The organism is Balneicella halophila (genome assembly GCF_003096835.1).
GTDB lineage: Bacteria > Bacteroidota > Bacteroidia > Bacteroidales > Balneicellaceae > Balneicella > Balneicella halophila.
Map to the genome: position 1 here is coordinate 118,763 of NZ_QENZ01000005.1, position 25,275 is coordinate 144,037.

26 protein-coding genes are annotated in these 25,275 nt (G+C 34.2%); 14 read left to right on the forward strand and 12 right to left on the reverse strand.

All coding sequences use genetic code 11. The features are described from left to right. Positions 1-298: 298 nt before the first annotated feature. The gene (locus tag C7377_RS07600) at positions 299-850 is read right to left on the reverse strand and encodes an FKBP-type peptidyl-prolyl cis-trans isomerase (protein WP_116496755.1); all 552 of its coding nucleotides are present in this window, start codon (positions 848-850) and stop codon (positions 299-301) included. 4 nt (positions 851-854) lie between these two features. Continuing rightward, positions 855-1,823, reverse strand: a complete 969-nt coding sequence (locus tag C7377_RS07605) for a DHH family phosphoesterase (RefSeq protein ID WP_165806874.1) — start codon at positions 1,821-1,823, stop codon at positions 855-857. Between the two features lie 97 nt (positions 1,824-1,920). On the opposite strand from C7377_RS07605, the gene C7377_RS07610 reads away from it, so the two are divergent. Further along, positions 1,921-2,343 carry a nucleoside-diphosphate kinase gene (locus tag C7377_RS07610; protein ID WP_116496757.1) on the forward strand — a complete coding sequence of 141 codons (423 nt, stop codon included), beginning with the start codon at positions 1,921-1,923 and terminating at the stop codon, positions 2,341-2,343. A 16-nt stretch (positions 2,344-2,359) separates the two neighbouring features. Here the strand turns inward: C7377_RS07610 and C7377_RS07615 are convergent, their stop codons facing one another. After that, entirely contained in the window at positions 2,360-2,998 is a 639-nt protein-coding gene (locus C7377_RS07615; RefSeq protein ID WP_116496758.1) for a hypothetical protein, read from the reverse strand. Between the two features lie 160 nt (positions 2,999-3,158). Between C7377_RS07615 and aroB the strand changes: the two genes are divergently transcribed. Genes aroB through C7377_RS07630 form a run of 3 tightly spaced genes read left to right on the forward strand, consistent with a single transcriptional unit; the run spans position 3,159 to position 5,362 of the window. Further along, a complete protein-coding gene (aroB, locus tag C7377_RS07620) occupies positions 3,159-4,172 on the forward strand; it encodes a 3-dehydroquinate synthase (RefSeq protein WP_116496759.1) in 1,014 nt (337 codons plus the stop codon). Positions 4,173-4,175: 3 nt separating this feature from the next. Next, positions 4,176-5,168: a chorismate synthase gene (locus C7377_RS07625; protein WP_116496760.1), complete on the forward strand. Its 993-nt coding sequence runs from the start codon at positions 4,176-4,178 to the stop codon at positions 5,166-5,168. A 5-nt stretch (positions 5,169-5,173) separates the two neighbouring features. Next, entirely contained in the window at positions 5,174-5,362 is a 189-nt protein-coding gene (locus tag C7377_RS07630) for a hypothetical protein (protein ID WP_133241473.1), read from the forward strand. 4 nt (positions 5,363-5,366) lie between these two features. Here C7377_RS07630 and C7377_RS07635 read toward each other — a convergent pair whose 3' ends face one another. After that, complete coding sequence (locus C7377_RS07635) at positions 5,367-6,617, reverse strand: glycosyltransferase (RefSeq protein ID WP_116496762.1); 1,251 nt, start codon at positions 6,615-6,617, stop codon at positions 5,367-5,369. An 80-nt stretch (positions 6,618-6,697) separates the two neighbouring features. Beyond that, the gene (locus C7377_RS07640; RefSeq protein WP_116496763.1) at positions 6,698-7,333 is read right to left on the reverse strand and encodes an OmpH family outer membrane protein; all 636 of its coding nucleotides are present in this window, start codon (positions 7,331-7,333) and stop codon (positions 6,698-6,700) included. A 256-nt stretch (positions 7,334-7,589) separates the two neighbouring features. On the opposite strand from C7377_RS07640, the gene C7377_RS07645 reads away from it, so the two are divergent. From C7377_RS07645 to C7377_RS07665, 5 genes are all read left to right on the forward strand, one after another. Then, entirely contained in the window at positions 7,590-8,495 is a 906-nt protein-coding gene (locus C7377_RS07645) for a proline dehydrogenase family protein (RefSeq protein WP_116496764.1), read from the forward strand. 70 nt (positions 8,496-8,565) lie between these two features. Beyond that, positions 8,566-9,126 (forward strand): FKBP-type peptidyl-prolyl cis-trans isomerase, encoded by a 561-nt coding sequence (locus tag C7377_RS07650; protein ID WP_116496765.1) that lies wholly within the window; start codon positions 8,566-8,568, stop codon positions 9,124-9,126. 14 nt (positions 9,127-9,140) lie between these two features. Then, positions 9,141-9,407 (forward strand): hypothetical protein, encoded by a 267-nt coding sequence (locus tag C7377_RS07655; RefSeq protein ID WP_116496766.1) that lies wholly within the window; start codon positions 9,141-9,143, stop codon positions 9,405-9,407. A gap of 4 nt (positions 9,408-9,411) precedes the next feature. Beyond that, the gene (locus C7377_RS07660; protein ID WP_165806875.1) at positions 9,412-10,116 is read left to right on the forward strand and encodes a M48 family metallopeptidase; all 705 of its coding nucleotides are present in this window, start codon (positions 9,412-9,414) and stop codon (positions 10,114-10,116) included. Between the two features lie 393 nt (positions 10,117-10,509). Continuing rightward, positions 10,510-10,944, forward strand: a complete 435-nt coding sequence (locus C7377_RS07665) for a helix-turn-helix domain-containing protein (RefSeq protein ID WP_116496768.1) — start codon at positions 10,510-10,512, stop codon at positions 10,942-10,944. Here C7377_RS07665 and C7377_RS07670 read toward each other — a convergent pair. Next, positions 10,934-12,124, reverse strand: a complete 1,191-nt coding sequence (locus C7377_RS07670; protein ID WP_116496971.1) for an S-adenosylmethionine:tRNA ribosyltransferase-isomerase — start codon at positions 12,122-12,124, stop codon at positions 10,934-10,936. The genes C7377_RS07665 and C7377_RS07670 overlap by 11 nt on opposite strands. Before the next feature lie 125 nt (positions 12,125-12,249). Between C7377_RS07670 and C7377_RS07675 the strand changes: the two genes are divergently transcribed. Beyond that, positions 12,250-13,206: a Smr/MutS family protein gene (locus C7377_RS07675; RefSeq protein WP_116496769.1), complete on the forward strand. Its 957-nt coding sequence runs from the start codon at positions 12,250-12,252 to the stop codon at positions 13,204-13,206. Position 13,207: 1 nt separating this feature from the next. On the opposite strand, the gene ypfJ is transcribed toward C7377_RS07675, so the two are convergent. Together ypfJ and C7377_RS07685 are read right to left on the reverse strand one after the other, a co-directional pair. Next, complete coding sequence (ypfJ, locus tag C7377_RS07680; protein WP_116496770.1) at positions 13,208-14,077, reverse strand: KPN_02809 family neutral zinc metallopeptidase; 870 nt, start codon at positions 14,075-14,077, stop codon at positions 13,208-13,210. 45 nt (positions 14,078-14,122) lie between these two features. Continuing rightward, positions 14,123-15,004 carry a lysylphosphatidylglycerol synthase transmembrane domain-containing protein gene (locus C7377_RS07685; RefSeq protein WP_165806876.1) on the reverse strand — a complete coding sequence of 294 codons (882 nt, stop codon included), beginning with the start codon at positions 15,002-15,004 and terminating at the stop codon, positions 14,123-14,125. Positions 15,005-15,180: 176 nt separating this feature from the next. On the opposite strand from C7377_RS07685, the gene C7377_RS07690 reads away from it, so the two are divergent. Together C7377_RS07690 and C7377_RS07695 are read left to right on the forward strand one after the other, a co-directional pair. Next, positions 15,181-15,909 (forward strand): superoxide dismutase, encoded by a 729-nt coding sequence (locus tag C7377_RS07690; RefSeq protein ID WP_116496772.1) that lies wholly within the window; start codon positions 15,181-15,183, stop codon positions 15,907-15,909. Between the two features lie 68 nt (positions 15,910-15,977). Then, complete coding sequence (locus C7377_RS07695; RefSeq protein WP_116496773.1) at positions 15,978-17,060, forward strand: CNNM domain-containing protein; 1,083 nt, start codon at positions 15,978-15,980, stop codon at positions 17,058-17,060. On the opposite strand, the gene C7377_RS07700 is transcribed toward C7377_RS07695, so the two are convergent. The 3 genes from C7377_RS07700 to C7377_RS07710 are packed head-to-tail and all read right to left on the reverse strand — an operon-like array spanning position 17,053 to position 18,459. Further along, positions 17,053-17,487, reverse strand: coding sequence for a hypothetical protein (locus C7377_RS07700; RefSeq protein ID WP_116496774.1), 435 nt, complete (start codon positions 17,485-17,487; stop codon positions 17,053-17,055). The genes C7377_RS07695 and C7377_RS07700 overlap by 8 nt on opposite strands. After that, entirely contained in the window at positions 17,488-17,751 is a 264-nt protein-coding gene (locus C7377_RS07705) for a hypothetical protein (RefSeq protein WP_133241474.1), read from the reverse strand. Between the two features lie 9 nt (positions 17,752-17,760). After that, positions 17,761-18,459, reverse strand: a complete 699-nt coding sequence (locus C7377_RS07710; protein ID WP_116496776.1) for a hypothetical protein — start codon at positions 18,457-18,459, stop codon at positions 17,761-17,763. A gap of 156 nt (positions 18,460-18,615) precedes the next feature. Here C7377_RS07710 and pheT point away from each other — a divergent pair, with 156 nt between their 5' ends. After that, entirely contained in the window at positions 18,616-21,066 is a 2,451-nt protein-coding gene (pheT, locus tag C7377_RS07715; RefSeq protein WP_116496777.1) for a phenylalanine--tRNA ligase subunit beta, read from the forward strand. 72 nt (positions 21,067-21,138) lie between these two features. On the opposite strand, the gene C7377_RS07720 is transcribed toward pheT, so the two are convergent. Beyond that, positions 21,139-24,597, reverse strand: coding sequence for a hypothetical protein (locus tag C7377_RS07720; RefSeq protein WP_116496778.1), 3,459 nt, complete (start codon positions 24,595-24,597; stop codon positions 21,139-21,141). Between the two features lie 311 nt (positions 24,598-24,908). Between C7377_RS07720 and C7377_RS07725 the strand changes: the two genes are divergently transcribed. Then, complete coding sequence (locus tag C7377_RS07725) at positions 24,909-25,256, forward strand: MarR family winged helix-turn-helix transcriptional regulator (RefSeq protein ID WP_165806877.1); 348 nt, start codon at positions 24,909-24,911, stop codon at positions 25,254-25,256. The last annotated feature ends 19 nt before the right edge of the window (positions 25,257-25,275 follow it).

A 25,275-nucleotide genomic window follows, 5' to 3' on the forward strand; every position in this document is an offset into this window, starting at 1 on the left:
GTAGTATAGATTTTGGAATAATTCTTGTTTTACATATTCTGAGATATAAAAACTAAAAAAAACATTATTATGAGAAATGTAAAGAAGTATTTGTTTTTATTATTAGCTACCTATATTGCCAAAAAGATTTTTGGGAAGTAATATAGGTACTATACATTCAAGCTGGTTGCATGTTTTTTTTGATTAAGGCTGTTATTTGCAGTTTGGTCATTTAACAATACGACTGTCAGTATTAATAAAACCAAAGGGAAGATGCTACGCATCTTCCCTTTGGTTTTGAAAACATATATTTTATTGGTTAGATTCCTTTACGAACCTCTTCGACCTCTATTTCAAAAACAAGCGTGGTATATCCAGGAATGTTTCCATTGCCATAATATCCATAGCCCATGTTCGATGGAACTACTATACGAGCTTTTGTGCCTTCGTGCATCTCTAGTAATGCTGGAGGCCATCCTCTTATTACACTTCCTGCAGCAACTCCTTGTCTTATGATTTGTGCATTATAGTTATCTTGTATATGGACAGTCATAGGCTCGAATTTACCGTACAATACATTTGAATCGAATACTAGTCCATCCAAAAAGTATCCTGTATAATAAACGACAACATGATCACCGGCTTCAACTTTCTTCGATTCTGTAGTGTCTGTAGGTACATACAGTTCTTGGTAATAAATTCCTTCGTCCAAGAGGTGTTCCTTAGTTATACCATGCTCATTTAGATATCGTTTCCGATCATTTCGCTCATCTTCTATACGTGTTTGGTATGTTTCATTATCATCGCAAGAAGCAGAGAAGAATACAATACTACTAAAAGCAAATAGGTACAAAATATATTTACGAATCATGGTTTTAAATTATGTTTTTACTATATAAATCAGTAGCTTCTTGAAGTGTTCCATAAAAACGTCCTCCGGAAGCATTTTGATGACCACCACCATTAAAATGGTTGCGCGCCAGCAAATTTACATCAAATTCTACTCTTGAGCGAAGAGATATCTTAATATAATCATCTTTTTCAATAAAAATAGCAGAAATATATACATCTTTAATTGTCAAAGGGTAGTTTACAAAATCTTCAGTGTCGTTGTATTTAGCATTCAATGAAGAGATTTCTTGTTCAGTAAGTGTGATATAAGCTGCATGATTACCAACTCTTTTCATTTTTTCATTTAATACAAATCCTAGAAGTCGTAACCGGTTTTCTGTATTGCTATAATATATTTGCTGAGTAACCTGTTCCTTATCAATTCCCAATATGATGAGTTCAGAAGTGATGCGAAATAACTGAGCCATACCTTTCCCATAGCGAAAATTGCCAGTATCAGTTATGATTCCGGTATATAAACATGTGCCCATTGTTTTAGATATGTGAGCATTTAATGCTACAAATATTTCATACAAGACACAGCAAGTTGCTGCGCTTTCTACTTCAGATATAGCTATTGCTACCTCTAAGTTAGGCGAAGGATGATGATCAATAAACACTCGTTTTTCTGTAGGCGCTGTTAGGTAATCTGACACAGAGCCATTTCTTCCGTCACTGCTATGGTCTACGAATACAACGGTATCAAACTCTTGAAGTTGTTTTTGGTGTGATTGTAAAGTCTCGTCAAAAATAAAAATATGTTCGCTATGTGGCATCCATAACAGATTCTCGTTGATAGGAGTAGGGCTAATGACTGTAGCTGAAGTTCCCGAATCATTAGCATACTCATAAAGAGCTAAAGCCGAACCCATAGCATCTCCATCAGGATTTTGGTGCATGACTACAGCTAGACGAGTAGACTCTTCAATCAGTTTTTTTAATCTTTTTATCATAGCTGTCATTATTTTCAGTCAAAGATAAGAAAACCTTATATATTCCACATTTTTTCCTATTTTTATGCTGAAATAATCAAAAGATACTATATATAATATGAGAACAAACAGAACTTTTACAATGATTAAGCCTGATGCAGTAAAAAATGGCTACACAGGAGAGATTTTAGACAAAATTATTAAAGCTGGCTACAAAGTTATTGCATTGAAATATACAAAGCTGACTAAACAAGAAGCTGAAGGTTTCTATGCAGTCCATTCTGATAAGCCTTTCTTTGAAGAACTAACCAATTTTATGAGTTCAGGACCTATTTATGCTGCTATTTTAGAAAAAGAAGATGCTATCAAGAGTTTTCGAGCATTCATAGGTGCTACCAATCCTGTGGATGCAGCTGAAGGCAGTATTCGTAAGTTGTACGCTACTTCCTTAGGGGAAAATGCTATTCACGGGTCTGATAGTGATGAAAATGCACTTATTGAGGGTAGTTATTTCTTTTCAAAATTAGAAGAAGTAGAATAGCTTGGTAGTTATTATATTAATGATGGTGTCCTAATGCATCATGTGTTCCGCTGAGAAAAAAGATGACAATAAGGACACCTAATGCAATTGATACAATTCCACTCCATTTGCAGATTTTCTGGTATAATTGCTCTTTGCTAGTGATTCTTGTTGGGATAAAGCAAAGCAGATAGGTAAATAGTACAACTGAGGCAATACTTCCGAAAGCAAAACCACCAAAATAACTAAAGAAGTCGGTATCATTCATTGAAATAGTGGGGGCTAAAGAATAAATGTGTGAAAAGCCTGCAAAACCATGTACAACTCCGGTTCCGATACTAATGCGTGAGAGATGTTTGTGGGTTTTGGGTGATGGTTTTAGTTTTATTCGTCCGCTTTTTACGACTACCCATATTCCAATAAGAATGAGTAGAATCCCTATATACAATAATGAGTAATGTGAAAAAGCATCAATGTTTATCAGCGATTTGAAGTAGTAAAGAAGAATTCCAAGTAGCAATAAGCCAATTAAATGACCAAATCCCCAAAGTAATCCTACTCGCCAACTTTTTTTGCTGTCCATTAGACTCAAAGGAATGAGAGCAGCTAAATGATCTGGTGAAGTAAATATATGGATAGAACCGATATAAAGTCCTGTGAATAGTAATTCTAACATGATGCAAAAATAGCTAAAAAGAATGAATGTTTTTTTTCGTAACGCAATATATTGAATATTTATAGCGACATATTTATTCTTTTAATTTTAGTGTCGAAAAGCAAAAACTGCTTATATTGTAGATGAAAATTATCAAAAAGGTGATTATTAGAAAGATTATATGCGAAAGATTGAGATAGAAGGCAGTAAAATTTATGTAGGTGAATCCTATCAGAATATAACCAAATATCTGCCAGATGCACAAATAATTATGATTTCGGATATGAATGTTTATACTCATTATAAGCATTTTATAGACAAATACGATAATATTATTATCCCCACAGGAGAGAAATCCAAAAACTGGAGCACTGTGGCCTTAATTGTAGAAGAACTACTTAAACTAAAGGCAGATCGAAATACTTTTCTTGTGGGAATGGGGGGTGGAGTTGTAACCGACATTACAGGTTTTGTTGCTTCTGTATTTATGAGAGGTGTACGCTTTGGATTTATTGCAAGTTCTTTATTAGCTCAAGTTGATGCGAGTTTGGGAGGTAAAAATGGAATCAATTTCCATACATTTAAGAATATGATAGGTGTTTTCAATACTCCTGAATTTGTTATATGTGATGCTGAATTACTTAAAACTTTGCCAAAACGAGAGGTGCAGAGCGGTTTTGGTGAGATAATAAAGCATGCACTTATCAAGGATCATGAATTGTTTGTTTACTTAAAAGAAAATTATAAACTTCTCTTAGAATTAGAAAATAGGACTTTAGAATTTGTAATTTGGAAGGCTATTGGTATAAAAGCACTTGTCGTTTCAAATGATTGGCTGGAAAAAGGAGAACGTAAGCAACTCAATTTTGGTCATACATTAGGACATGCCATTGAGAACAATAGCGACTACACACATGGTGAAGCTGTTGCAGTTGGAATGTATTGGGCAAGTAAATGGTCTGTAGAAAAAGGCATTCTTTCAGAAACGGATTTTGCAGAAGTACAACACATTTTGAAACTTTATCGATTGCCAATAAATTTCTCTTTAGATAAATATATTTTAACATCTTATCTTTTGAAGGATAAGAAAAAGCATGGAAGTGCTATAGATTTTGTATTTTTGAAAGAAATAGGAGCAGCTCAAGTAATGAGCGTACCTATGGAGGAATTAGTCAGAGCGATAGAACGTTTATAGATTATGAATCATTGGGGACGAATATTTTCAGTAAGTATTTTTGGCGAATCGCACGGTGCTGGGGTTGGTGTAACCATTTCGGGTTGCCCAGCGGGTATCTCTTTGAAATTAAAAGATTTCGAAGCAGACTTGTCACGTAGAAAATCAGGTGCTAAAGGTACTACACCAAGAATTGAAAGTGACAAGCCTCAGTTACTATCTGGTGTTTTTGAAGATAAGACGACTGGAGCCCCACTGACTGTCTGGTTTGAAAATAGGGATTCAAAATCCAAGGATTATGCTACAGTAATTAAGCAACCTAGACCGGGACATGCAGACTTTGTTGCGAAACAAAAATTTGCAGGATTTAACGATTACCGTGGTGGCGGACACTTTTCAGGCAGACTCACTTTAGCTTTAGTTGTCGCAGGCGTGATTGCCAAAAAAATTGTGAGTGAAGTTGAAATAGATGCATTTATTGAATCAATTAAGGGAAGGACTGATTTTGATGAAATTATAGAGGAAGCTTTGGCTAAACAAGACTCGGTAGGTGGGCTGGTGCGCTGCGAGGCAAAGAATATACCTGTAGGTTGGGGTGAACCATTTTATGATAGTATAGAATCTGTGATCTCACATTTAGCATTTGCAATACCTGCCATAAAAGGCATTGAATTTGGCAATGGTTTTAGTTGTACAGAACTATGGGGAAGTGAACATAATGATTTGATAATAAATGAGAAAGGGGAGACGGAAACCAATAATTCAGGAGGTGTTTCAGGAGGAATCACGAATGCGAATACGCTAACTTTCAAAGTCGCGGTAAAACCGACTTCAAGTATCGGTAAGGAGCAAAATACGATGAATTTTGAAGAAGGCAGAATTAAACCACTGATAATAAAGGGGCGCCATGATGCTTGTATTGCATTGCGAGTGCCTGTAGTTTTAGAAGCAATTACAGCTATGGCATTAGCAGATTTTAAATTGATACGAAAAACACAAACACAACCTAATAAATGAAACTAATGAAAAAAAAATTATATAGAAATGCAATTATTCTTTTTGTTGTAGTCTGGTTTATATTGGCTTCTGTATTGGTATATATTGTAGGTATTCCTTTCTCCTTTGCACTTGCCTTTAAGATAATGATTGGTTGTGCTATGATTGCGATGTCATACTACTATGTAGTGAGCCGGAACCATGATTTAGATTAAAAAACTACCCTTTTATAAAAGTTGTTTTTGTTAATTCTTCTCGCAGATAGTGGAGTAATACTTCGGGATTTGAGTATTGCCTTTTCCCTACGCTTGGCAGACATGCAATAGCATGAAAAATGCCTACTTTCTGCAAAAAATGAGTGTGCGTAAAGTTCAGATACTTTATGATTTGAAAAATAGAAAAACTTTCAAAAAACTTTTTTGAAAACATCGCTTTTGATGCACAATTTGCATTTATCTGTTCTAGTTCTTTAAAGAAATCATTGGCAACAAGCCAACTTTTTATTAAGCCCCCTAAGTCATTATAAATAATGTCTTCATAGGCTTCTTTTGTTATTTTGTAAAATGATGTGTGTTTATTAAAAAATACTTTAAGTTCTTCGAAGGCTTTGAAACTATGGGTTTGAAGTTCCATATTATTACTAATTAATTCTTGTATTGCTTTACCAGTACCAAAAGGAACACGATTAGATATTCGTGAAGAAGGATAAACACATGTAGAATTTAACTCAGAACATCTTCCTAATTGTAACATCTTTTGAATGAAATAAAAATCTTCACCAGCTTGTCGTCGGTTCATGCCATTTTGTTTACAATAGGCTGTTGCTTTTACTGCAAAAGCAGAACCAATAGTGTGAAATGCATTTGGGTGACCTACATATCTGTATGCTAGCGTCATATACCGTAAATACAATTCGTACTGAATGATTGCTAGTTGTTGCTCTTCAGACAGATTTTCTAGTTGATGCTGGTAGTTTATGATTAGGGTGTTTGTTTTAGTAAAGGTTTTAAAATGGCGATAAATTTCCGACAAATAATTGTTTTCACAAAGAGTATCAGCATCTAAACTTACAATGATGCCGTCTTTTTGATGATGAGCATATTGATTAATTGCTTCGTCCATGCCTAATTTTCTTGCTTCACCTACACCTGATGTGTTTTTTGGAAATTCAACCACAATAATTTCCAAAGTGCGCAAGCTGGTTTCGTACTTCTTTTTCCAGTTAACGAGTTCATGTAGAGTTTTTTTATTTTGAACTTTCACTGTATCAGGACTGTTGCTACTTTGATTTATAACAACAATAGTGAGCAAATATTCATCATAAGATGTGTTGTTCCAAAGTGACGAAAGTGTATCTAAAATATGAGGTTCATCATAACAAGGAATCACTACGATTATAGGAGCATAGTTAGAAATTGTGAGTCTTGGCTTAAAGTGTTGCCTGTTTAAATAGTCATTAAAAACTCTCATGATTTTGTGAAAATAAAAAACTCTCTACAATTAGGATTGTAAAGAGTTTTAGAATTTATGAGTAGTAGAAACTCTTAAATTTATTTTTCGGTATTTCCCTCTATTGTTTCTTCTGTGCTAACTTTCATATCATTAGAATCATCGTCAGAAACATCCCCTTTATACCCTTTATTTAATTGATTTACGAATTCTTCAGTGATGTCTAATTCAGGTTTTCCATACAAAACATTACCACCCTTAGTTGTACGTAGGATAAGGTCGTAGCCTGCCTTCTCATTGAACAATTCAAGCTCTTTCGAAATAGTGTCTTGCAATCTTGTGATTATAGCTTGGTATTCTTCAGAAAGTTCATTTTTCAAGGTCTGGTCTAGTTCCATTAACTCTTGGCGTTTTTTCTCAATCTGCTTTTGCTCGTTTTCGGCACGAGTTCTGCTGGCAAAACCGTTATTCTGAAGACGATATTGGAAAGATTTTACCATATCTTCAAATTTCCTGGCTTTCACATTCAAATCAGCAGTCATATTTTCCTGCTTTTTTGTGAATTCCTCGTTAAGATCTTTAGCAAACTGGTACTTCTCCATAAGTGTATCTACATTCACATAGGCGATATTTCCTGTGCTTGAATCTGCATTTTTAGTAGAGTTAGATTGTGGTTGATTACACGCTACTAAACTTAAAACTAAGATAACCCAAAGAGTTAAATATTTACTTTTCATATCCAGTATTTCTTTTGAAATTATTAGTGGGACAAATATAAACTTATTATTCGAAATTAGAAAATGGAATCATTTTACATTATTGTATTTTTATAATGAATGCCAAAATATGTTAAACAACTATTGAATATTGATACTGAATTGATATTCAGTATGAAATAAAAAGCTATTTTTGCTATACTCTAAAGATGGTGAATGACATCGTCATTATGCCTTGGATTTAGTCTTATTGTTAAAATTCTAAAACCGTAATGTTATGTTAACAAAATTAATATTGGCAATAATGCCAAAACTTCCCCAAAGTTTTATATGGAAATTTTCAAAGAAATATATTGTAGGCAAAACTCTTGATAAAGCCTTGGAAGTGTCAAAGTCGATGAATGATGATGGTTATATTATTACCATTGATTTGTTGGGAGAGTTTATAAAAGACCGCAGTGAAGCGGAACAAACGAAGGAGGACTATTTGGAGATTGTAGAAGCACTTCACAAACATAATATCAAAGGAGGAATTTCTGTAAAACCTACATTTTTCGGCTTGTTGATTGATGAAGAACTATGCTTTACGAATATTAGGGAAGTCGTTAGAAAAGCCAATGAGTACAATATATTTGTTCGTATCGATATGGAAGATTCTTCATGTACCGATAGGGAATTAGAGATATACGAAAAACTTCATGTTGAATTTCCCGGCATCGTTGGTATAGTACTTCAGGCATACCTGCACCGCACGTATGATGACATAGAAAGACTCCAGAAGATTCATACCACTGAGAATCCTATTAATATCAGATTGTGTAAAGGTATTTATATAGAGGATAAAAGCATAGCTTACCAGTCGTATGAGGATATCAATAATAATTTTATCAAGTTGTTGGACAAGCTCTTTGAGATAAGAGCATATGTGGGTATTGCTACACATGACAAAAACTTAGTCAAAGCTGCTTATGAATTGTTAGAAAAACATGAGGTGAGCAAGTCTCTTTATGAATTTCAAATGCTTTATGGCGTAGAAACGAGATTACGCAAACGGATTCACAATCAAGGACATTTGATGAAAGTCTATCTGCCTTTTGGGAAAGACTGGTTTGGCTATTGTGTGCGCCGATTGCAAGAAAACCCCAATATGGTTAGCGATATCATTAAATCAATATTCAAGTAGCATTTCGTCATTATTTTATATTTCAATATTAAATACTTACTTTTGATACGTATTTAAAAATTATAATAATATGAAGATTGCAAAAGATGCTATGGTAGCATTACAATATGAATTGTATGGTAATGAAAAAGGTGACCTTATTGAGAAAACAAAAAAGGAAGAACCTTTAGTTTTTTTATTTGGTCAAGGCACTATGTTACCGTCATTTGAAAATCATGTGGAGGGGTTGAGAGAAGGAGATACTTTTGATTTTAAATTGAAACCGGAAGAGGCATACGGAGAGTTCAATGAAGAAGCTGTTCAGGATTTAGATATCAATATTTTTAAGGGAGAAGATGGAAATGTAGATACGAATATTATCAAAGAAGGTAATGTAGTTCCATTGATGACTCAAGATGGACAACGTCTACAGGCCGTAGTCATAGGTGTAACAGAAGATAAAGTAAAAATGGATTTCAATCATCCATTGGCAGGTGAGACATTGCATTTTAAAGGAACTGTTGCTGAAGTTCGTGAAGCTACTGAGGCTGAATTGTCTGCAGTTCAAAGTTGTGGCTGTGGAGAAGGAGGCAATTGCTGTGAAGATGAAAAAGGTCATGGTGAATGTAATGATGGTAATTGTTGTCACTAAAAAAATAAAAACTTATGGGAAGCATTAGAAGATTAAAGAAGGATATTAATTATCTCACTGATGAGATTGTTCAGCATAGTTTGTTAATAAATTTGCTTTATAAAGACAATGATGATGAAATAAAGAAAGTGATAGAAACGGCTATGGAGAATAGAAATGATCTCATAAAGCGTGTGAATATTCGAAATCAATCAAAATCTGAATATAAGCAGATAAGAGAAGACCTTATTGCTAAAACTGATAAGGCTTTCGAAGAATTATCTAAACTCACTGAAAAGTAGGTTTTTGGCTGATGTAAAAATACACATAAAGGGAATTTCACAAGATATTACCCTAAGAAGAAACACCCGAATCAAACGATTATCGATAAAGATAAGTTCACATTCGGGTGTTGTTGTATGCATTCCTTACTTAATTAGTGACAAAAAAGCCTTGCAATTTATCCACTCACAAAAAGAGTGGATAAACGAACATCTTAAGAGTGACAAATATAAGTCCCAAGAAATTCCTTCAAAAATACTTCTTGTCAATGATAAGAAAATTATCTTCCAAGAAACTGAACATAATGTATTCGATATCTCTGAGATAAATACTGTTACTGTTGTAACTTTTCCAAAGGCTCTAAATTTCAAAGAGAAAGAGCAGTTGAAAAAAAAAGGTTTAGAAAAGATTTTAAGAAAAGAAGCAAAGATATTTTTAACACAGAGAGTGGAGCAACTTGCTTCTATACATGGATTTACATACAGCAAACTCAGCTTTAGAAATCAAAAAACAAGATGGGGAAGTTGTTCCTATCATAATAATATTAGTCTAAATATTCAATTAATGAGACTTCCTATCCATTTATTGGACTATGTTATTATTCATGAATTGTGTCATACAGTTCATAAAGATCATTCTGCCAAATTCTGGCAATTAGTTTACAATAAAATAGGCAATAGTCTTTACAAAAGTAAAGAAGAAATAAAGACAGTAAGGATAGAATTGTAAATACAGAAATCTACAATTATTGATTTACATATATATATACACTTCTGTTTATAGTTTGTATAATAATGTATATCTAAACATTTAATTACAAAAACAAGATATTATATCAGATTAATCATCATAATATCAACAACTTATAATGTTTATATATATTGTTTTATAGGTTTGACTCATTATAGAGTTATTCAGAGTCTATAAAGTAAGCTAGTAACTTACTTTGAGTGTTTTTAGTCAGTTACTTATAAATATTAATTCATCTTTATTATAGCGTTGTGGGCTGATAATTACATATTAATTTTAGCTCAATTTACAAGATGTATATAATTGTAAATCGTTAATGGTTTACAATTGTATTTATATGTTTGTAAATAAAATTATATATTTGTAATTGCTATGGAACAGGAAGATAAAGATGTATTAGATAGTATTACAGAGCGGATATTTCAATTTATAGATGCTGAAGGCTTAAGCAATGCTGATTTTGCAGCCTCTATTGATATTGGAGCTGCTGTAGTGTCGCATATGAAAAACGGACGAAATAAGGTTAGTTTAAATGTTTATGCAAAAATTTTAGATAGTTTTCCTAATTTGAATCCAGATTGGTTGCTTTTTGGAGAAGGAATAATGTATAGAAGCGTAAATAAGCTAAAATCAGGGAATCCAATTACTGACGAGCCCAATTTATTTAATACTATTCGTAAGCAAGAAAGCAATGAAGTGGAAACCGATAGAGAAAAAACATCATCAGCACCGCCTGTTACTTCGAAGCGAGTACAGAAAATTGTTGTCTTTTATGATGATAATACTTTTCAAGAGTTTAGCTCTTAAATAGCAGAGAGCTGTCTCCATAGCTCAGAAATCGGAAGTTGTTTTTTAAAGCATAGTCGTAAATCTCCTTCCATTTATCTCCTACTAAGGCAGAAACTAAAAGAAGTAATGTACTTTGAGGTTGATGAAAATTAGTTAGCATTCCTGAAATAATGTGGAAATCATAGCCTGGTGCAATCAATATATCTGTTTTTGCTGTGAGTTCATTCACTCCTAAGCTCTTCATATGATTTTTTATGGCATTAATTGCTTTATCTTTATTATATTTTGGCAACTCATAGCTTTCCCACTGGGATATATGCAAAGGACTTGCACTTTCCTGTATTAATTTAGCTCCGATTTGGTAAATACTTTCTAAGCTACGTACAGCAGTAGTGCCTACAGCAACTATATGTTCGTATTCTAAAATTTTGTCTAATAATTCAATTGAAAAACTAAACACTTCAGTGTGCATATGATGTTCTCCAATAGTTTCTGTTTTCACGGGTTTGAAAGTTCCTGCACCTACATGTAGCGTAAGTTGTGTAATATCTATTTGGTTTTGAGGTAATTTTTCTAAAAGCTCTGGAGTGAAATGTAGTCCAGCGGTAGGAGCAGCAACAGAGCCTTCATATTTAGAAAAAACAGTTTGATATCTTAATGTATCTATCTCTTCCGATGCTCTGTTTAAATATGGCGGAATCGGTATAGCTCCGGTTTTTTCTAATATCTGACTAAATGTAAATGTTTCGTTCCAATCAAACTGGATAATAAATGCGTCTTCCTTTCGTTCGATGATGCGGGCTTTGAGTGTGCAAGTATTATCAATCTTTAAGGCTATTTCAGATTCTTTCCAGCGTTTTAAATTACCTATTAAGCATTTCCATTGGCAAGTGTTTTTAGCCTGCAAGGCAAGAGCATAGTCTGAGGGCTGAAATGGTTCCAAGCAAAATATCTCAATAACGGCTCCTGTAGATTTTTTGAACTGCAATCTTGCACGTATCACTTTTGTTGTATTAAAAACAAGCAGACTATTTTCAGGCAATTGGGCAGGCAATTCTCTAAAAATATGTTCCTGAATCGTTTCATGATTATAGACAAGCAGTTTTGATTCATCACGAACTGGTAACGGATATTTGGCAATTCGATTTTCTGGTAAAGGGTAATTATAATCTTTAATACGGATATTTTTAGCTTGCATTGCTGAAATGTTTATGATTGATTGCAAAAATAGTAACTTTGCAGGACTTCTATCACTTTGATCAGACCAATCTGGTAGAATAATAAATCGAATGGATAAATTGACTGTTAAAATAAGAGAATAATATGGCATTGCAAATAGGTGATAAGGTAAAGTTTTTAAATGAAGAGGGAGGAGGTAAAATCACACAATTAATTGATAAAGATACCGTTATGGTACTCTCAGAAATAGATGATTTTGAAATCCCTGTATTAATAAGGGAATTGATTCCTCTACAGTCTAATGAAAGCGTTGACAACCAAGAAGTTAAAAATCTTGAAAGTCATAAGCGAATATCTAAGGTGGAGCCATCTTCAGTGCTATTCGCAGAAGAAAAAGACTACTATAATTGCTACCTTTACAATGGAAAGAGTACAACTTTGGTTTGTGCAGTTTTTGAGGAGATAGGTGAAAAAATTGAAGGTATTTTTTCGGGTATGATAGCTCCAGATTCTATACAAAAGATAGGGAGTTACTCTCTTAAGGATTTTGATAGAATATCACAATGGAGATTACATGGTTTTTACTTTGAAAAGCATCCCGACACTCTGCAAGCGCCTATAAACTGTGTAGTTAAATTGCATAGTAAGAAATTGTTTAATGAAGGAAGTAAAATATTTATTGAAAAGCTTAATCAAAAAGCGATTTCTGTGCCAATTGAAGGAAAGGCGAAAGAAGTGAAATTAACTGCGAACGACTTGTTTGAGAGTGTACCAGAGCTTGCTAAGCCGAAAGAGGAAAAGGTAGTACGCAAGGATACTAGGGAGTTGTTAGAGGTTGATTTGCATATCCACCAATTGCTTGATACAACCCAAGGTATGACAAACGCAGAGATGCTAGAATACCAATTGGATACTTTTCGAAAAGTTTTAGATGAGAATAAAAAGTACAAAGGGAAGAAGATTGTCTTTATTCATGGAGTGGGCAACGGTGTCTTAAAACAGCGCATACGTCATGAATTACAGAAACAACCAAGATATATGGTGCAAGATGCTTCATTCCAAGAATATGGCTGGGGAGCTACTATGGTTATCATCCGATAGATTACAATTCTTCCGAAAATGTATCGTGCTGTCTTAAGTCGCCCGTTTGAAATCCTTTCATAAACCATTTCATGCGTTGCTTAGAGGAACCGTGTGTGAATGAATCTGGCACGATGTGTCCTTGCATACGTTTTTGTATGGCATCATCACCAACAGCACGCGCTGCATCCATAGCTTCTTCAATATCACCTCTGTTGACTTCTAGGTAGTCCTTAGAGTAATGCGCCCAAAGTCCGGAATAAAAGTCTGCTTGCAACTCTAATGCCACAGAATATCTATTGGCTTCAGCTTCTGACCTGCTATTTTGTTGTGCTTTGTGTACCTTTTGTGATGTACCCAGCAATGTTTGCACATGATGTCCTACTTCGTGTGCTATAACGTAAGCCACAGCGAAGTCGCCTCCTTTTGCGCCAAAGTCAGTACGCAACTTTTTAAAAAAATCCATATCTATGTACAGTTTGCGATCGGCAGGACAGTAGAATGGTCCAGTAGCAGCACTCGCACCACCGCAAGCAGATTGCGTAGATTGGCTAAAAAGGACCAACGTAGGTTTTTGGTAAACACCTAACTCGTATTTTCTAAAAATTTTTGTCCAAACTTCATCAGTGCTTGTGAGGATAACATCAACAAATTGACCTATTTCTTTTTCTTCTTGGGTAAGTTTTCTGCTTTCTGCAGTTTGCTGTACTTGAGTTTGTTGGTTAAGTTGTTCTAATACCGGGGCAAGTTGTCTACCAGTATCACCTCCAAATATTTGAAACAATAATATTATAATACCAATTGCACCCCCGCCAATAGCAACTCTGCCTTTGTTGCTCATGCCTCTACGATCCTCAATATTTCCACTTTGTCTTTTTCCTCGCCATTTCATAAGATTTAATTTTAATGATATTTATTCAAAAATATATCTTTTTGTTTAAACTATAACATTTGAATTCAAATACATTTTCTTTTTAGTAAAAAGGATAGGATAGATGCCTGGAAGGGAAACTATCAAGCTTACAATAGTAAAAATGACTCCTACAGACACAGAGATCTGTGGTTCAAAATTAAAAAAAGGTGAAAATTTTAAAAAGATAAATTCTCTAATTCCTATTCCAGAGAATGAAAATATGCTTAACAGGGATGAGACAAAAAACAGGATAAAATATGCCATGAATTGTTCATGCTGATGCAGTGACAGCAGTATAAAGTAAACAGCTCCCAATTGTAATCCTTGTATGATAAAGGAATAAAGTAATAAATACGTATACTTCGGTGTGAAAGATGGAAATATTTTTGAAAACAAAACTTTCCCAATAATTACTCCGATGATAAGGAGGAGAGGTAGCCAGAGCAGACTATAAACAGTATGCAATTCTTTGATACTCATTGATAAGAGAACAATCCAACAGCAGATGGCTATTAATCCACTAGCTCTATCAGCAAGTACTACTGCGCTTAATTTTTTTATTGACCACCTAAATTGCTTATTGAGTAGGTAAACTTTATATGCGTCGCCACCTATACCTCCGGGTACAAAAAAATTATAAAACATTCCAACTAAATAAAGTAATCGGTTACTCTTGGGTGAAATGTAAAAATCCATTTGATAAAAACACAGTAATAAACGTTTCGCTGATAACAATTGGGATAGTGCATAAAAAACTAGTGCTATTATAAAAAAAATAGCCTTCGTCTCCTTAATGGTTTCAAGTACCAAAACAAAAGAAATTTTTGAATAAACGAGCCATAGGAGTACCAGACTTATACTAATTTTCAATGAAGTTGAAAATGTTTTTTTGAGTATCTTATTCACTTTATGTTTTATAATGTTACATATGATTAGCTGCGAATGTACTAATTTTAAAAGTATCTACCGATTTGTAAGTTTTCAGAGAGGTTTATTGCATAATTTTTGAGGAATTCTCTAACTAAAATATTTGTATAGTTTTCAATAGAATGTTACTTTTAACAAAATAAAAAGCGAATACTATGAAAAGGAAAGATTTTTTAGTAAAAACAGGAATAGCATGTGTAGGTGTTAGTTTACTGCCTACGGTTTCTTGTACAAATTCAAAACAAAAAGATACGAAACAGATCGGATCATTTGAACTGCCTGAGTTGGGTTATCCTTATGATGCATTAGAACCAGCTATAGATGCGCGTACTATGGAAATACACCATTCCAAACACCATGCTGGTTATGTGAAAAAACTAAATAAAGCACTTGAGAATCATCAGTTAAAAGGTCAAAATATAGAATCTATTTGTAAAAATGTCACTGCTAAAGATAAAGATACTGCTGTATTGAACAATGCAGGCGGTCATTATAATCATTCTCTTTTCTGGGAAGTAATAAAGCCCGGGGGGAGTAAAAACCCTGAAGGCGATTTGATGAAACGCATTAAACAAGATTTTGGTAGCTACAGTACTTTTGAAGATGAGTTTTCTAAAGCTGCGTCTTCAGTATTTGGTTCAGGATGGGCATGGTTAATTACTGATAATAAAGGTAAACTATCCATAACAGCAACTGAAAATCAAGAAAATCCATTGATGGAGAACGTAGTAGATCAACTTGGTACTCCGATTTTAGGCATAGATGTATGGGAGCACGCATATTACTTGCATTATAAAAATAAGCGTACTGACTATATCTCTAACTTTATGTCCATCATTAATTGGGATATGGTAGCAGATAAATATCAAAGTTCTTTATCTTAAAATTCTAAATACTTTTTAATAAAAGTGCAATACTTATTGTACTTTTGCAGGGAATTAATAAACTAGCTATGACATTACTTCTATTATATCTATTTTTAGCATTATTCGTTTCAGGACTCTGTTCTATTATGGAATCTGTTTTGCTTTCCACGCCAAAGGCTTTTTTAATGGTCAAAGAAGAGAAAGGCAATGCATGGGCAACGAGTTTTTTAAATCTTAAAACCAATGTAGATAAGCCTTTATCTGCGATATTGTCTCTGAATACAATTGCTCATACAATAGGTGCTGCCGGAGTTGGTGCACAGGCAGTTAAGGTATTTGGAGAAGAGTATTTTGGTCTCGTTTCCGCTATTTTAACGATATTAATCTTAATAGTTACTGAGATTATTCCGAAAACGATAGGTGCTAGGTATTGGAGAAAACTAGCTAAAGCTACTTCAAAAATAATAGGAGTGATGATTATCATTACCTACCCATTGGTTTGGCTTTCCGCTTTCATTACTAAATTATTTTCAAAGAATGCTCATTCCAGTTCTACCAGTCGTGAGGAGATTTCAGCTTTAGCTAGCTTAGGAGCTGACGAGGGAGTTTTTAATGAAAAGGAGCATAAAATCATTCAAAATCTACTTCGACTAAAAAATGTTTTCGTTACAGAAATCATGACACCGCGTATTGTAGTTGAAAAGGCTGATGATACAATGACATTACAAGACTTTTTTGAGAATAAAGATTTGTTGAGATTTTCACGTATTCCTGTCTATCATGAAAGTGAAGAAAACATTACCGGATATGTTTTCAGACAAGAGGTTTTTGAAAAAATAGCTGAAGGCGAATCTGAGCTTCAGTTGAAAAGTATAAGCAGACCAATTGTAACTGTCTCAAATAACAAAACTCTTTTTAGAGTTTGGGAGACTCTTTTAGAAAAAAGAGAACACATAGCACTCATCAGAGATGAGTTTGGTGGAATGGAAGGTATTGTAACTCTAGAAGATGTTATCGAAACCTTGCTCGGTTTGGAAATTGTCGATGAAAAAGATACAGTTGATGACATGCAAGAGTACGCCCGTAAACGTTGGAAGCAACGTCAAGCTAAGTATAATCAAATAAAAAATCTCAAGAAAAAGAATGACGAAAGTTCTCCGGCTAATTAGCCAGATTATTGTAATAATCTATTACTTTACTTAAATCTTTTGGGTCTTTTGTAGAAATTTTATTCTTCTTGATAAATTTTGACAACTCTTCCTGATGTGAAGGGAAGAGTTTAGCTAAATCACGTCTTCGTTTTATTAATTGTGCAGGTTTATCTCCAAATTTTACATAAAGTGTACTGCTTACTACTTCAAATCTAGGATGTTTTGCTACTATATATCCTTTAGATTTTTCAGCTTGTTTAAAAAACACCTTTTCTTTTTCTAGCAGTTGTACTTCACCATCCTTGTTAAGGATAAAATACGTAGTGTGAACCTTATTATTATGTATGTAAGCGGTATGCGTATAAACTTTGTCACCTATCTTTATAGTGGCTATTTTAGAAGGATTAACAATGTAGTAAGGTGTATTATCTTTTTCAAACTCCATCTACTCTTTATAAATGTTATAACGAAGAGGTATATTTGAGAAGACGTAGCTATCTTTCATCTTGACTTGACCTTTGATAAATTTTTCATTACTATAAGGTGACCCTTCGTAATTGACGTATCTTTCAGTGCCTGTTGCTTTTTCTACATTTTTAGATGAGCGAAACTGGTTGAAAAAGTCATAGGGTACAGTACTACTCTTTTGAGAAAAGAGAAAAATACAAGACATGAGTAAAAGGACAATAAAAAAAAGTAGTCTTTTCATGTAACTTTTCTAATTTCTAGCGCTAATCGAATTGAAATACTGAATTGCCTCAATTAAATCATCTGTATCTTTTGTAGAAATTTTCTTCTGCTTTACAAATTTCTCTATTTCTTCTTGATGAGAAGGGAATAATTTTAGAAAACCTTTTTTATTTTTTATTTCACGTGCAGAGTTTTCACCTACTTTTAAGTAAAGATCACTATTCTTTTTTGCAAATCTAGCCGGTTTTGCCTCTTTAAAGACATCTGGTTTTTCAGCTTCCTTAAATTCAACTTGCTCTTTCTCCAAGAGTTGAGCTTCTCCAGCATTATGGAGTAAGAAGAACGTATTTTTAAGTTCATTCTTATATTCATATGGAGCATATACGTAAGTTTTCCCATTAAAGTTAACTCTTGATATATTTTCAGGGTTTGGAACTTGGTAAACTTTTTTGTCTTTCACAAATTCTATAGCATCATCAAAGATGTTATATCTTAATGGTATTGCATCATAGGTATCACCGTTTTTCATCGTGATACTACCCAATACAAAATATTCATCATTATATGGTGAGCCTTTAATATCCCCATATCTATCTTTCATAAACTCTCCATTAATGTATCTCTCATTTTCGACATTTTCCACCAAATCTCTAAGATTAAAGCCTGTTTGTGCCCAGATGGTAGTTGTTATGCAAATGGTAACTAAAATCAATAATATACGTTTCATTAGATACTTTTTTTTATTGTTGATTCTCAAAGATAATGAAATATAAAAAACGAGACTAATAAATTGCCCCAAAAGTGATACTTAAAAAATTACTTTTAATCAATGAAATCTTGTATTTTTGTAGGAATTTAAAATTTGTATAGAATTTAATGCCTTATGAAGATAGCGTACAGTTGGTTAAAAGATTACATTAAGACAGATATTGCACCTGAAAAGATTGCAAACATACTTACTCAAACAGGCTTAGAAGTTGGAAGTATTGAAAAAATAGAGGCAATAAAGGGTGGATTAAATGGTGTTGTCGTTGGTGAAGTAAAGGAGTGCATGCCTCACCCCAACTCTGATCATCTAAATTTAACGAAAGTTGATGTAGGAAGTGGTGACTTATTACCAATTGTTTGTGGGGCACCTAATGTTGCTACCGGACAAAAAGTTATGGTTGCTACTGTTGGTACGATTTTCTATGATGAGGATAAAGAGTTTGTCATAAAAAAAGCGAAGCTCAGAGGAGAACCATCGGAAGGGATGATTTGCTCTGAAGCAGAATTGGGTGTAGGTAACGATGCCTCAGGAATCATGGTTTTACCACAAGAGGCAGTTATAGGCACACCAGCAAAGGAGTATTTTAATTTAAAAGACGACTATGCTATTGAAATAGATTTAACACCTAATCGCATAGATGGTGCATCGCACATTGGTGTAGCTCGGGATTTAGCAGCTTTTCTGAAAGTACATAATGAACCTACAGAATACACGAAACCTTCAGTAGCTGATTTCCATGAAGCTACAGCTATGAATCCTGTGAAAATTGTGGTAGATAGTTCTGAAAGCTGCCCTAGATATGCAGGAATAAGCTTGGATAATATCACAGTGAAACCATCACCCGATTGGTTGCAGAACCGCTTAAGAACAATCGGACTTACACCGATAAATAATGTAGTAGATATTACAAATTATGTGCTTTTTGAGACAGGACAACCGTTGCATGCGTTTGACAGAGTTCAAGTAGGTGATACTATACAAGTGAAAACACTTCCTGAAGGAACTAAATTTATAACACTTGATGGTGTTGAGCGTGAACTAAATGGCGAGGATTTGATGATTTGCAATTCTGAAAAACCGATGTGTATTGCAGGAGTTTTTGGAGGTATTGAGTCTGGCGTTACTGATGAGACGACATCCATCTTCCTAGAATCTGCATATTTTAATCCTGTGCAAGTGAGAAAGACTGCACGAAGACATGCTTTAAATACTGACGCTTCTTTTCGTTTTGAAAGAGGAGTTGATCCGGATATAACGATATACGCTCTTAAAAGAGCAACTTTGCTATTGCAAGAGATAACAGGTGCTACTATCAGCTCTGAGATTGCTGATTATTATCCCAAAAAGATTAAAGGAGCCACAGTTACACTTGCTTTATCGCAGGTAGAGCGACTAACGGGTGTGAAAATTCCTAAGCAGAAAATTATAGAGATATTAAAGGCTTTAGAAATCACTGTTACTGAAAATAGAGACGATGCCCTATTACTGGAAATACCGGCGTACAGAGTTGATGTGACTCGTGAAGCTGATGTTATAGAGGAAATATTACGTATCTATGGTTATGATAATATTCCTGTAAAATCTCAAGTAAATTCAGTATTGAGTTATGCTAAAAAGCCAGATACTTACCAGTTGAAAAATACAATAGGTGATTATCTTTCGGCAAATGGCTTCAATGAAATAATGAATAATTCATTAACAAAATCATTATATTACCAAGGCATAGAGGAAGTTGTGGAAGGGACAGAAGTGCTTTTAAAAAATCCATTAAGTCAAGATTTAGATTCGATGAGACGATCATTAGTTTTTGGTGGTTTGGAAAGCATCGCATATAATTCAAATAGAAAACGCAGTGATCTCAAATTTTATGAATTTGGTAAAACCTATCATTATTTTCACGATGAAGATGCCAGTCATCCTGTGAAAAACTATTCAGAATTTGACAAACTTGCGATTTTTATCACAGGAAAGACTACTGAGCAGTCTTGGAATGTAACTGCTACAGTTTCTGACTTTTATTATTTAAAAGCTTATACTTTTAATATCCTTGAAAAATTAGGCATAAATAAGGAGAGTATAGTAGAGGAAGATTTTTCAAACGAGTTATACGTAGAAGGTTTAAAGCTAACTATAGGCAAAAACATCATTGGGTATTTAGGACAATTGAAAAAACAAATAGTAAAGGTAGCCGATGTGTCGCAAGATGTATTTTATGCGGAAATAAACTGGGAAGTAGTGCTGGATTTGATAAAGACTCACAATATTGTTTTTAAGCCTTTAGCAAAGTACCCTGAAGTTCGTAGAGATTTTGCTTTATTGCTTGATGAAAAAATAACTTTCAAAGAGGTGAAGAAATTGATCAAACAAACAGAGCGAAAATTATTGAAAAACATCCAGTTGTTTGATGTGTACACTGGAGATAAGTTGCCTGAAGGGAAAAAATCATATGCTGTTGCAGTAATATTGCAAGATGAGAACGCAACCCTTACCGATAAGCAAATTGATAAAGTAAGTCAAAAACTCCAAAGGGCTTTTGAAAAACAATTAGGAGCGAGTTTGAGGTAAGCAATATAATCATTTTACAAAAAAAGGACGACACTAATACAGTGTCGTCCTTTTTTTACTAATCTGATCAACTTATCCTTTGTAGATCAAATCAGCTCCAATAGTTCCAACTAATTTTTGCAAATATTCGTCAGATTTAAAGTAAGCTAGTTTTTGCTCTGCTAGACTCAAGCGTTTTTTCAATTTCAATTTATTAACTACTTCTTCATTATTAGGCTTCGACATATACTCTTTGATATAAGTAATGAAGTTAATAGTTGTCGAAATATCAATCTGCTGTTTGCGTTTTAGGCGTTCTTGATACCAATCAGAATTGATAACATACTCCCTATCAAACAATCCTCTTAACTCTGGGTCAGAGATATCTTTGTTTTCGTAATGCCCATGAGCCATGATGTGTAATAAAACCTTTAATGGCGGAATGGTTGCTTCTACACTTCCATCTTTAAAGTAGTTTAATGCTACTCGTTGTTGTGTTTCAGTAATATTGTTGATTCCATCAACAAATTCCTCCATGCTTTGTAGCTCTGGTTTTAACATTTCCTCAGTGAAAACTGCTTGTGGCTCATTGAACACACGATTCATGTACTTGAAGCAGAAAGTCGAATTAATTCTATATCCTAATCTGCTTGCTAATACTTTCTTGCCGTTGTATTCAAAATCCTCTAGTTTTTCGAGAGCATTTTCTGCAATGAAGCTTTTCGCATTACGCTCCTCAGGTTTGATGCGCGACCATATCTCAGGCATCAATAATGAAATATCATGATCAAATCTATAGTTTCGTCCAATATATCCTGCAGCTGAAGTAAAGCCCTCGTAACCTGTCAGAATATATGACAAAAGTGCATTGTTAAGGTCTGCAGTTGCATTCAGCATATTGAATGGCGCTTTAGTCAAGGCACCTTCAGAACCAGCACCCGTTGTGGATGGTGATTTCCCGGTTAAACTAGTAATAAAGTCCATAAATAACTCTGGCAATTCCTGATAATGAATAGGATTATAAACTGCTAGAGGTCTGATTCCTTTTTCTGGTTCTGCAGGATTATTTCTTCTTCCTGCAAGCACTGCGTCAACACCTATTTTTACAGGTGTGCCACATGGAATTTTCTTAGAGAACCTTACGCTAGTATCCGTCATATATTCTTCCAGAGGATCTACCAAATCAGGTCTAACTTGTAGATACCTTGGGTTTGTAGAACGTGAGCCATCTTCCAATACACGAGTATGAGAAGGACTAATAAAGTATAAATCTTTATTTTTTGCTCCTTTCTTAATCAATTTTTTGATTGGATCGGTATATTTATCAAAATTGATAGCATCTGCAATGATTTCCTCAGCATCAGAGGCTGATAAAGGCTCGTAATTTGAGGTGAAATTCCCCTCTAACGAAAGGTCACGTTCGGCATCTTTATCATAACCTCTATGAATAGCTTCATCAGGTCTCTGGAAGAATTTCTCTTCACAGTTTTCCGTTAGTTTTAAACTAGGATAATTAGCTCCGTAGTTACCAATGTGCTGTAATTGATCTCTTGGTATCACGATAGATGCAGTGATATCATCTTCTGTCTGAATCTTTGATGCTGCCACGAAGTCCGTACGAAGTTTGTGTAGCAACCAAGAACCATCTTTGCTAAATCCTACACGAAGGTAGCTACCTAATATCTTACGACCATTGAAAATAAGCTCTTTACCATTGCGTCCGTTGACTTTATCAACAGTGAAAAACTCTTTCCAATCCGCATTGTGACGTTCTGGTCTGTAAAAACGTTTCACAAATAAAACTAAAGACTTGATATGTTCTGGAATGGAAGATATAAAATCATTGTACTCGTCTGTATATTGTATAGAAGGGGTAAGTAATTTTATCGCCGAGCCCAAAGTACGGGTACTGTCCAAAATCGAAAGATTATCACCTTTGTCAAATTCTGGTTTACTGCGCTTAGAATAGTCGTAGTTGATGATTTCATCAGCTCTCTTAAAATCATTTTCGAAATCATCAATAGCAAAAGGACTATAGATGATAGCATTTTGCAATGATTTAGAAATCTCGGACTTACCACCACCGGATACCGTACAAGGTTTGTGACAAAACGTACCGTCAGCAAATGTACTTACAAGTCGCCATGATGCAGTACCAGAAGGTGTTTTCTCTAAAGTTAAGCGATGTCCACTAGGATAAATATAATATTTCTCAGGTGAAAGTTTGAAGCTATGAGTCTTGCCGCCATATTCCCACCAAATATCTCCCTTGTAGATGTCAATCTTACTGTTTTCTGGGATATAAACAATCTCACTATTCTTTTTATCAACACCATAATTCTCTGGCATGATATTCATTATCTCACCATAGTGTTGCTTTATTTCTTCAAAATTATAAAAGTCCTTTTTAAGTTTCTTTTGGAATAATTCACCATCAAACTGAGTACCTAAGTTCTTGCGTGGGAAAGCAATGGCACCACCAGCATGTTCTTCTTCTGCTAAACCGAATAGATTTGCAGAATATGTTATCATTGTTTTGATTTCTTTCTTAGAATAACCAAAGTAGTTATCTGCAATTAGTGTGACTGCCACACCACTTGCATCACGACAAGTAAGTTTGAAAGCAGAACCATTATTATATAATTCATTTTCATCTTTCCAGCACATACCTTCTGCACGCTGACGTTCTGTAGCATCATCATAATGAGGTAAGCCTACATCCTTTTTCTTCATTTTTGTAAGGTGGGGAGCAAGGATAACACAGCCAGAATGCCCAGTCCAATGTTCGACATCAAGCCCAGCATCGTTTTCCGGATGGTTTGGATTTCCTGCATTACCAAAAATAGATTCCACAAAATCTAAATTGCTCACGAAATTACCTGGCACGAAAAAGCGTACCTCTAATGATTTTTCTTCAATAACTCCCTCAACCTTTGGAGAAACGATAGGACGTGCCAAAAAGGACACAAATGTAGCTGCTTCAGATCCATTCGTAGAAGTAAACGGAAGCTTCATCATTTCCTTTGGTGGATTAAGTGCTGCTTTTAATAGGTGAGCATACGTAATCTTAGGCACAAGAAATTTTTCAGGTGGCACAGGAAGTCCTTCATCTGCAATATGAAAAGAACCTTTTGTAGTACGTCTATCATGCTCAGGGTTGTGCAAAACCCCTTGTTGTATTCTGTATGAATGAATGTTCTGTGTATGAAATTCATTTGCATCAGGTGGTAAACTAAGTTCCCGTGCAATGCCTCTTTGGTCAAGAATGAAGGACTTAGAAGGCACTTTTAATTCCTCAACAAAATCAATATCATTAAAATACCTGCTTAGAAAGTTATTGATACGTTTGTCTGCAGGGCAATAGTAATCTACAAGATTTCGAGATTTACTACGGTAATTCTCAATAAGATTATTCGCTATCTTTAAAAACTTTTTATCTGAGATAGCCTTTATATCTGAATCCTTCTTTATTACAGGATCAAATCCAAGAGCTACCAACTTCATGTTGATATATTGAATAATGTCCTCTCGTTGTTGTTCTTTTTTACTCATTATTTTATATTTTATTGAAAATAAAAAAATCTTTTCAAAGTTAGTATAATACTTTATAAAAATAAACTTTTTTTACAACACTTTACGGGTAGTTGCAATCTAAAACGATTGCGTATTTTTAACAATATTTTCACTGATTTTTTTCATCGATTTAATTCAAATTACATACATTTGCACCGTGAAATATTGATAGTGCAACTATGTTAAGTGAAGACGTAAAAAAATATAAGGACAAGAGTATTTCATATCAGATTAATCAACTGCGGTTAATGATGTCGAAATCGTTTAACCGTTGCCTAAAGAAATGTTCTGTGGATTTAACACAAGAGCAAATGCAATTGCTGGGTTTATTGCTTGAGAAAGATGCTTTTTTTATGCATGAAATTTCAAATGAGCTTATGGTTGATAATTCAGCGATAACTCGTTTGGTAGATGCATTAGAAAAAAAAGGATTTGTGAGCCGAAAAGTTTCAAAACAAGACAGAAGACTTCGAGTAATTGCGATTACTGAATCTGGAAAGAAAGAAATTTGCAAGGCAAAAGAACTTACAGAAATCCACAAAGAGGTTTTGATAAAGGGGATTGAGAGTAGCGAACAAGAGCAATTCATGAATACGCTAAGAAAGATGAAATCTAATATGGAGCAAAGTTATAAGTGATAATAGTTTTGTTTTAGTT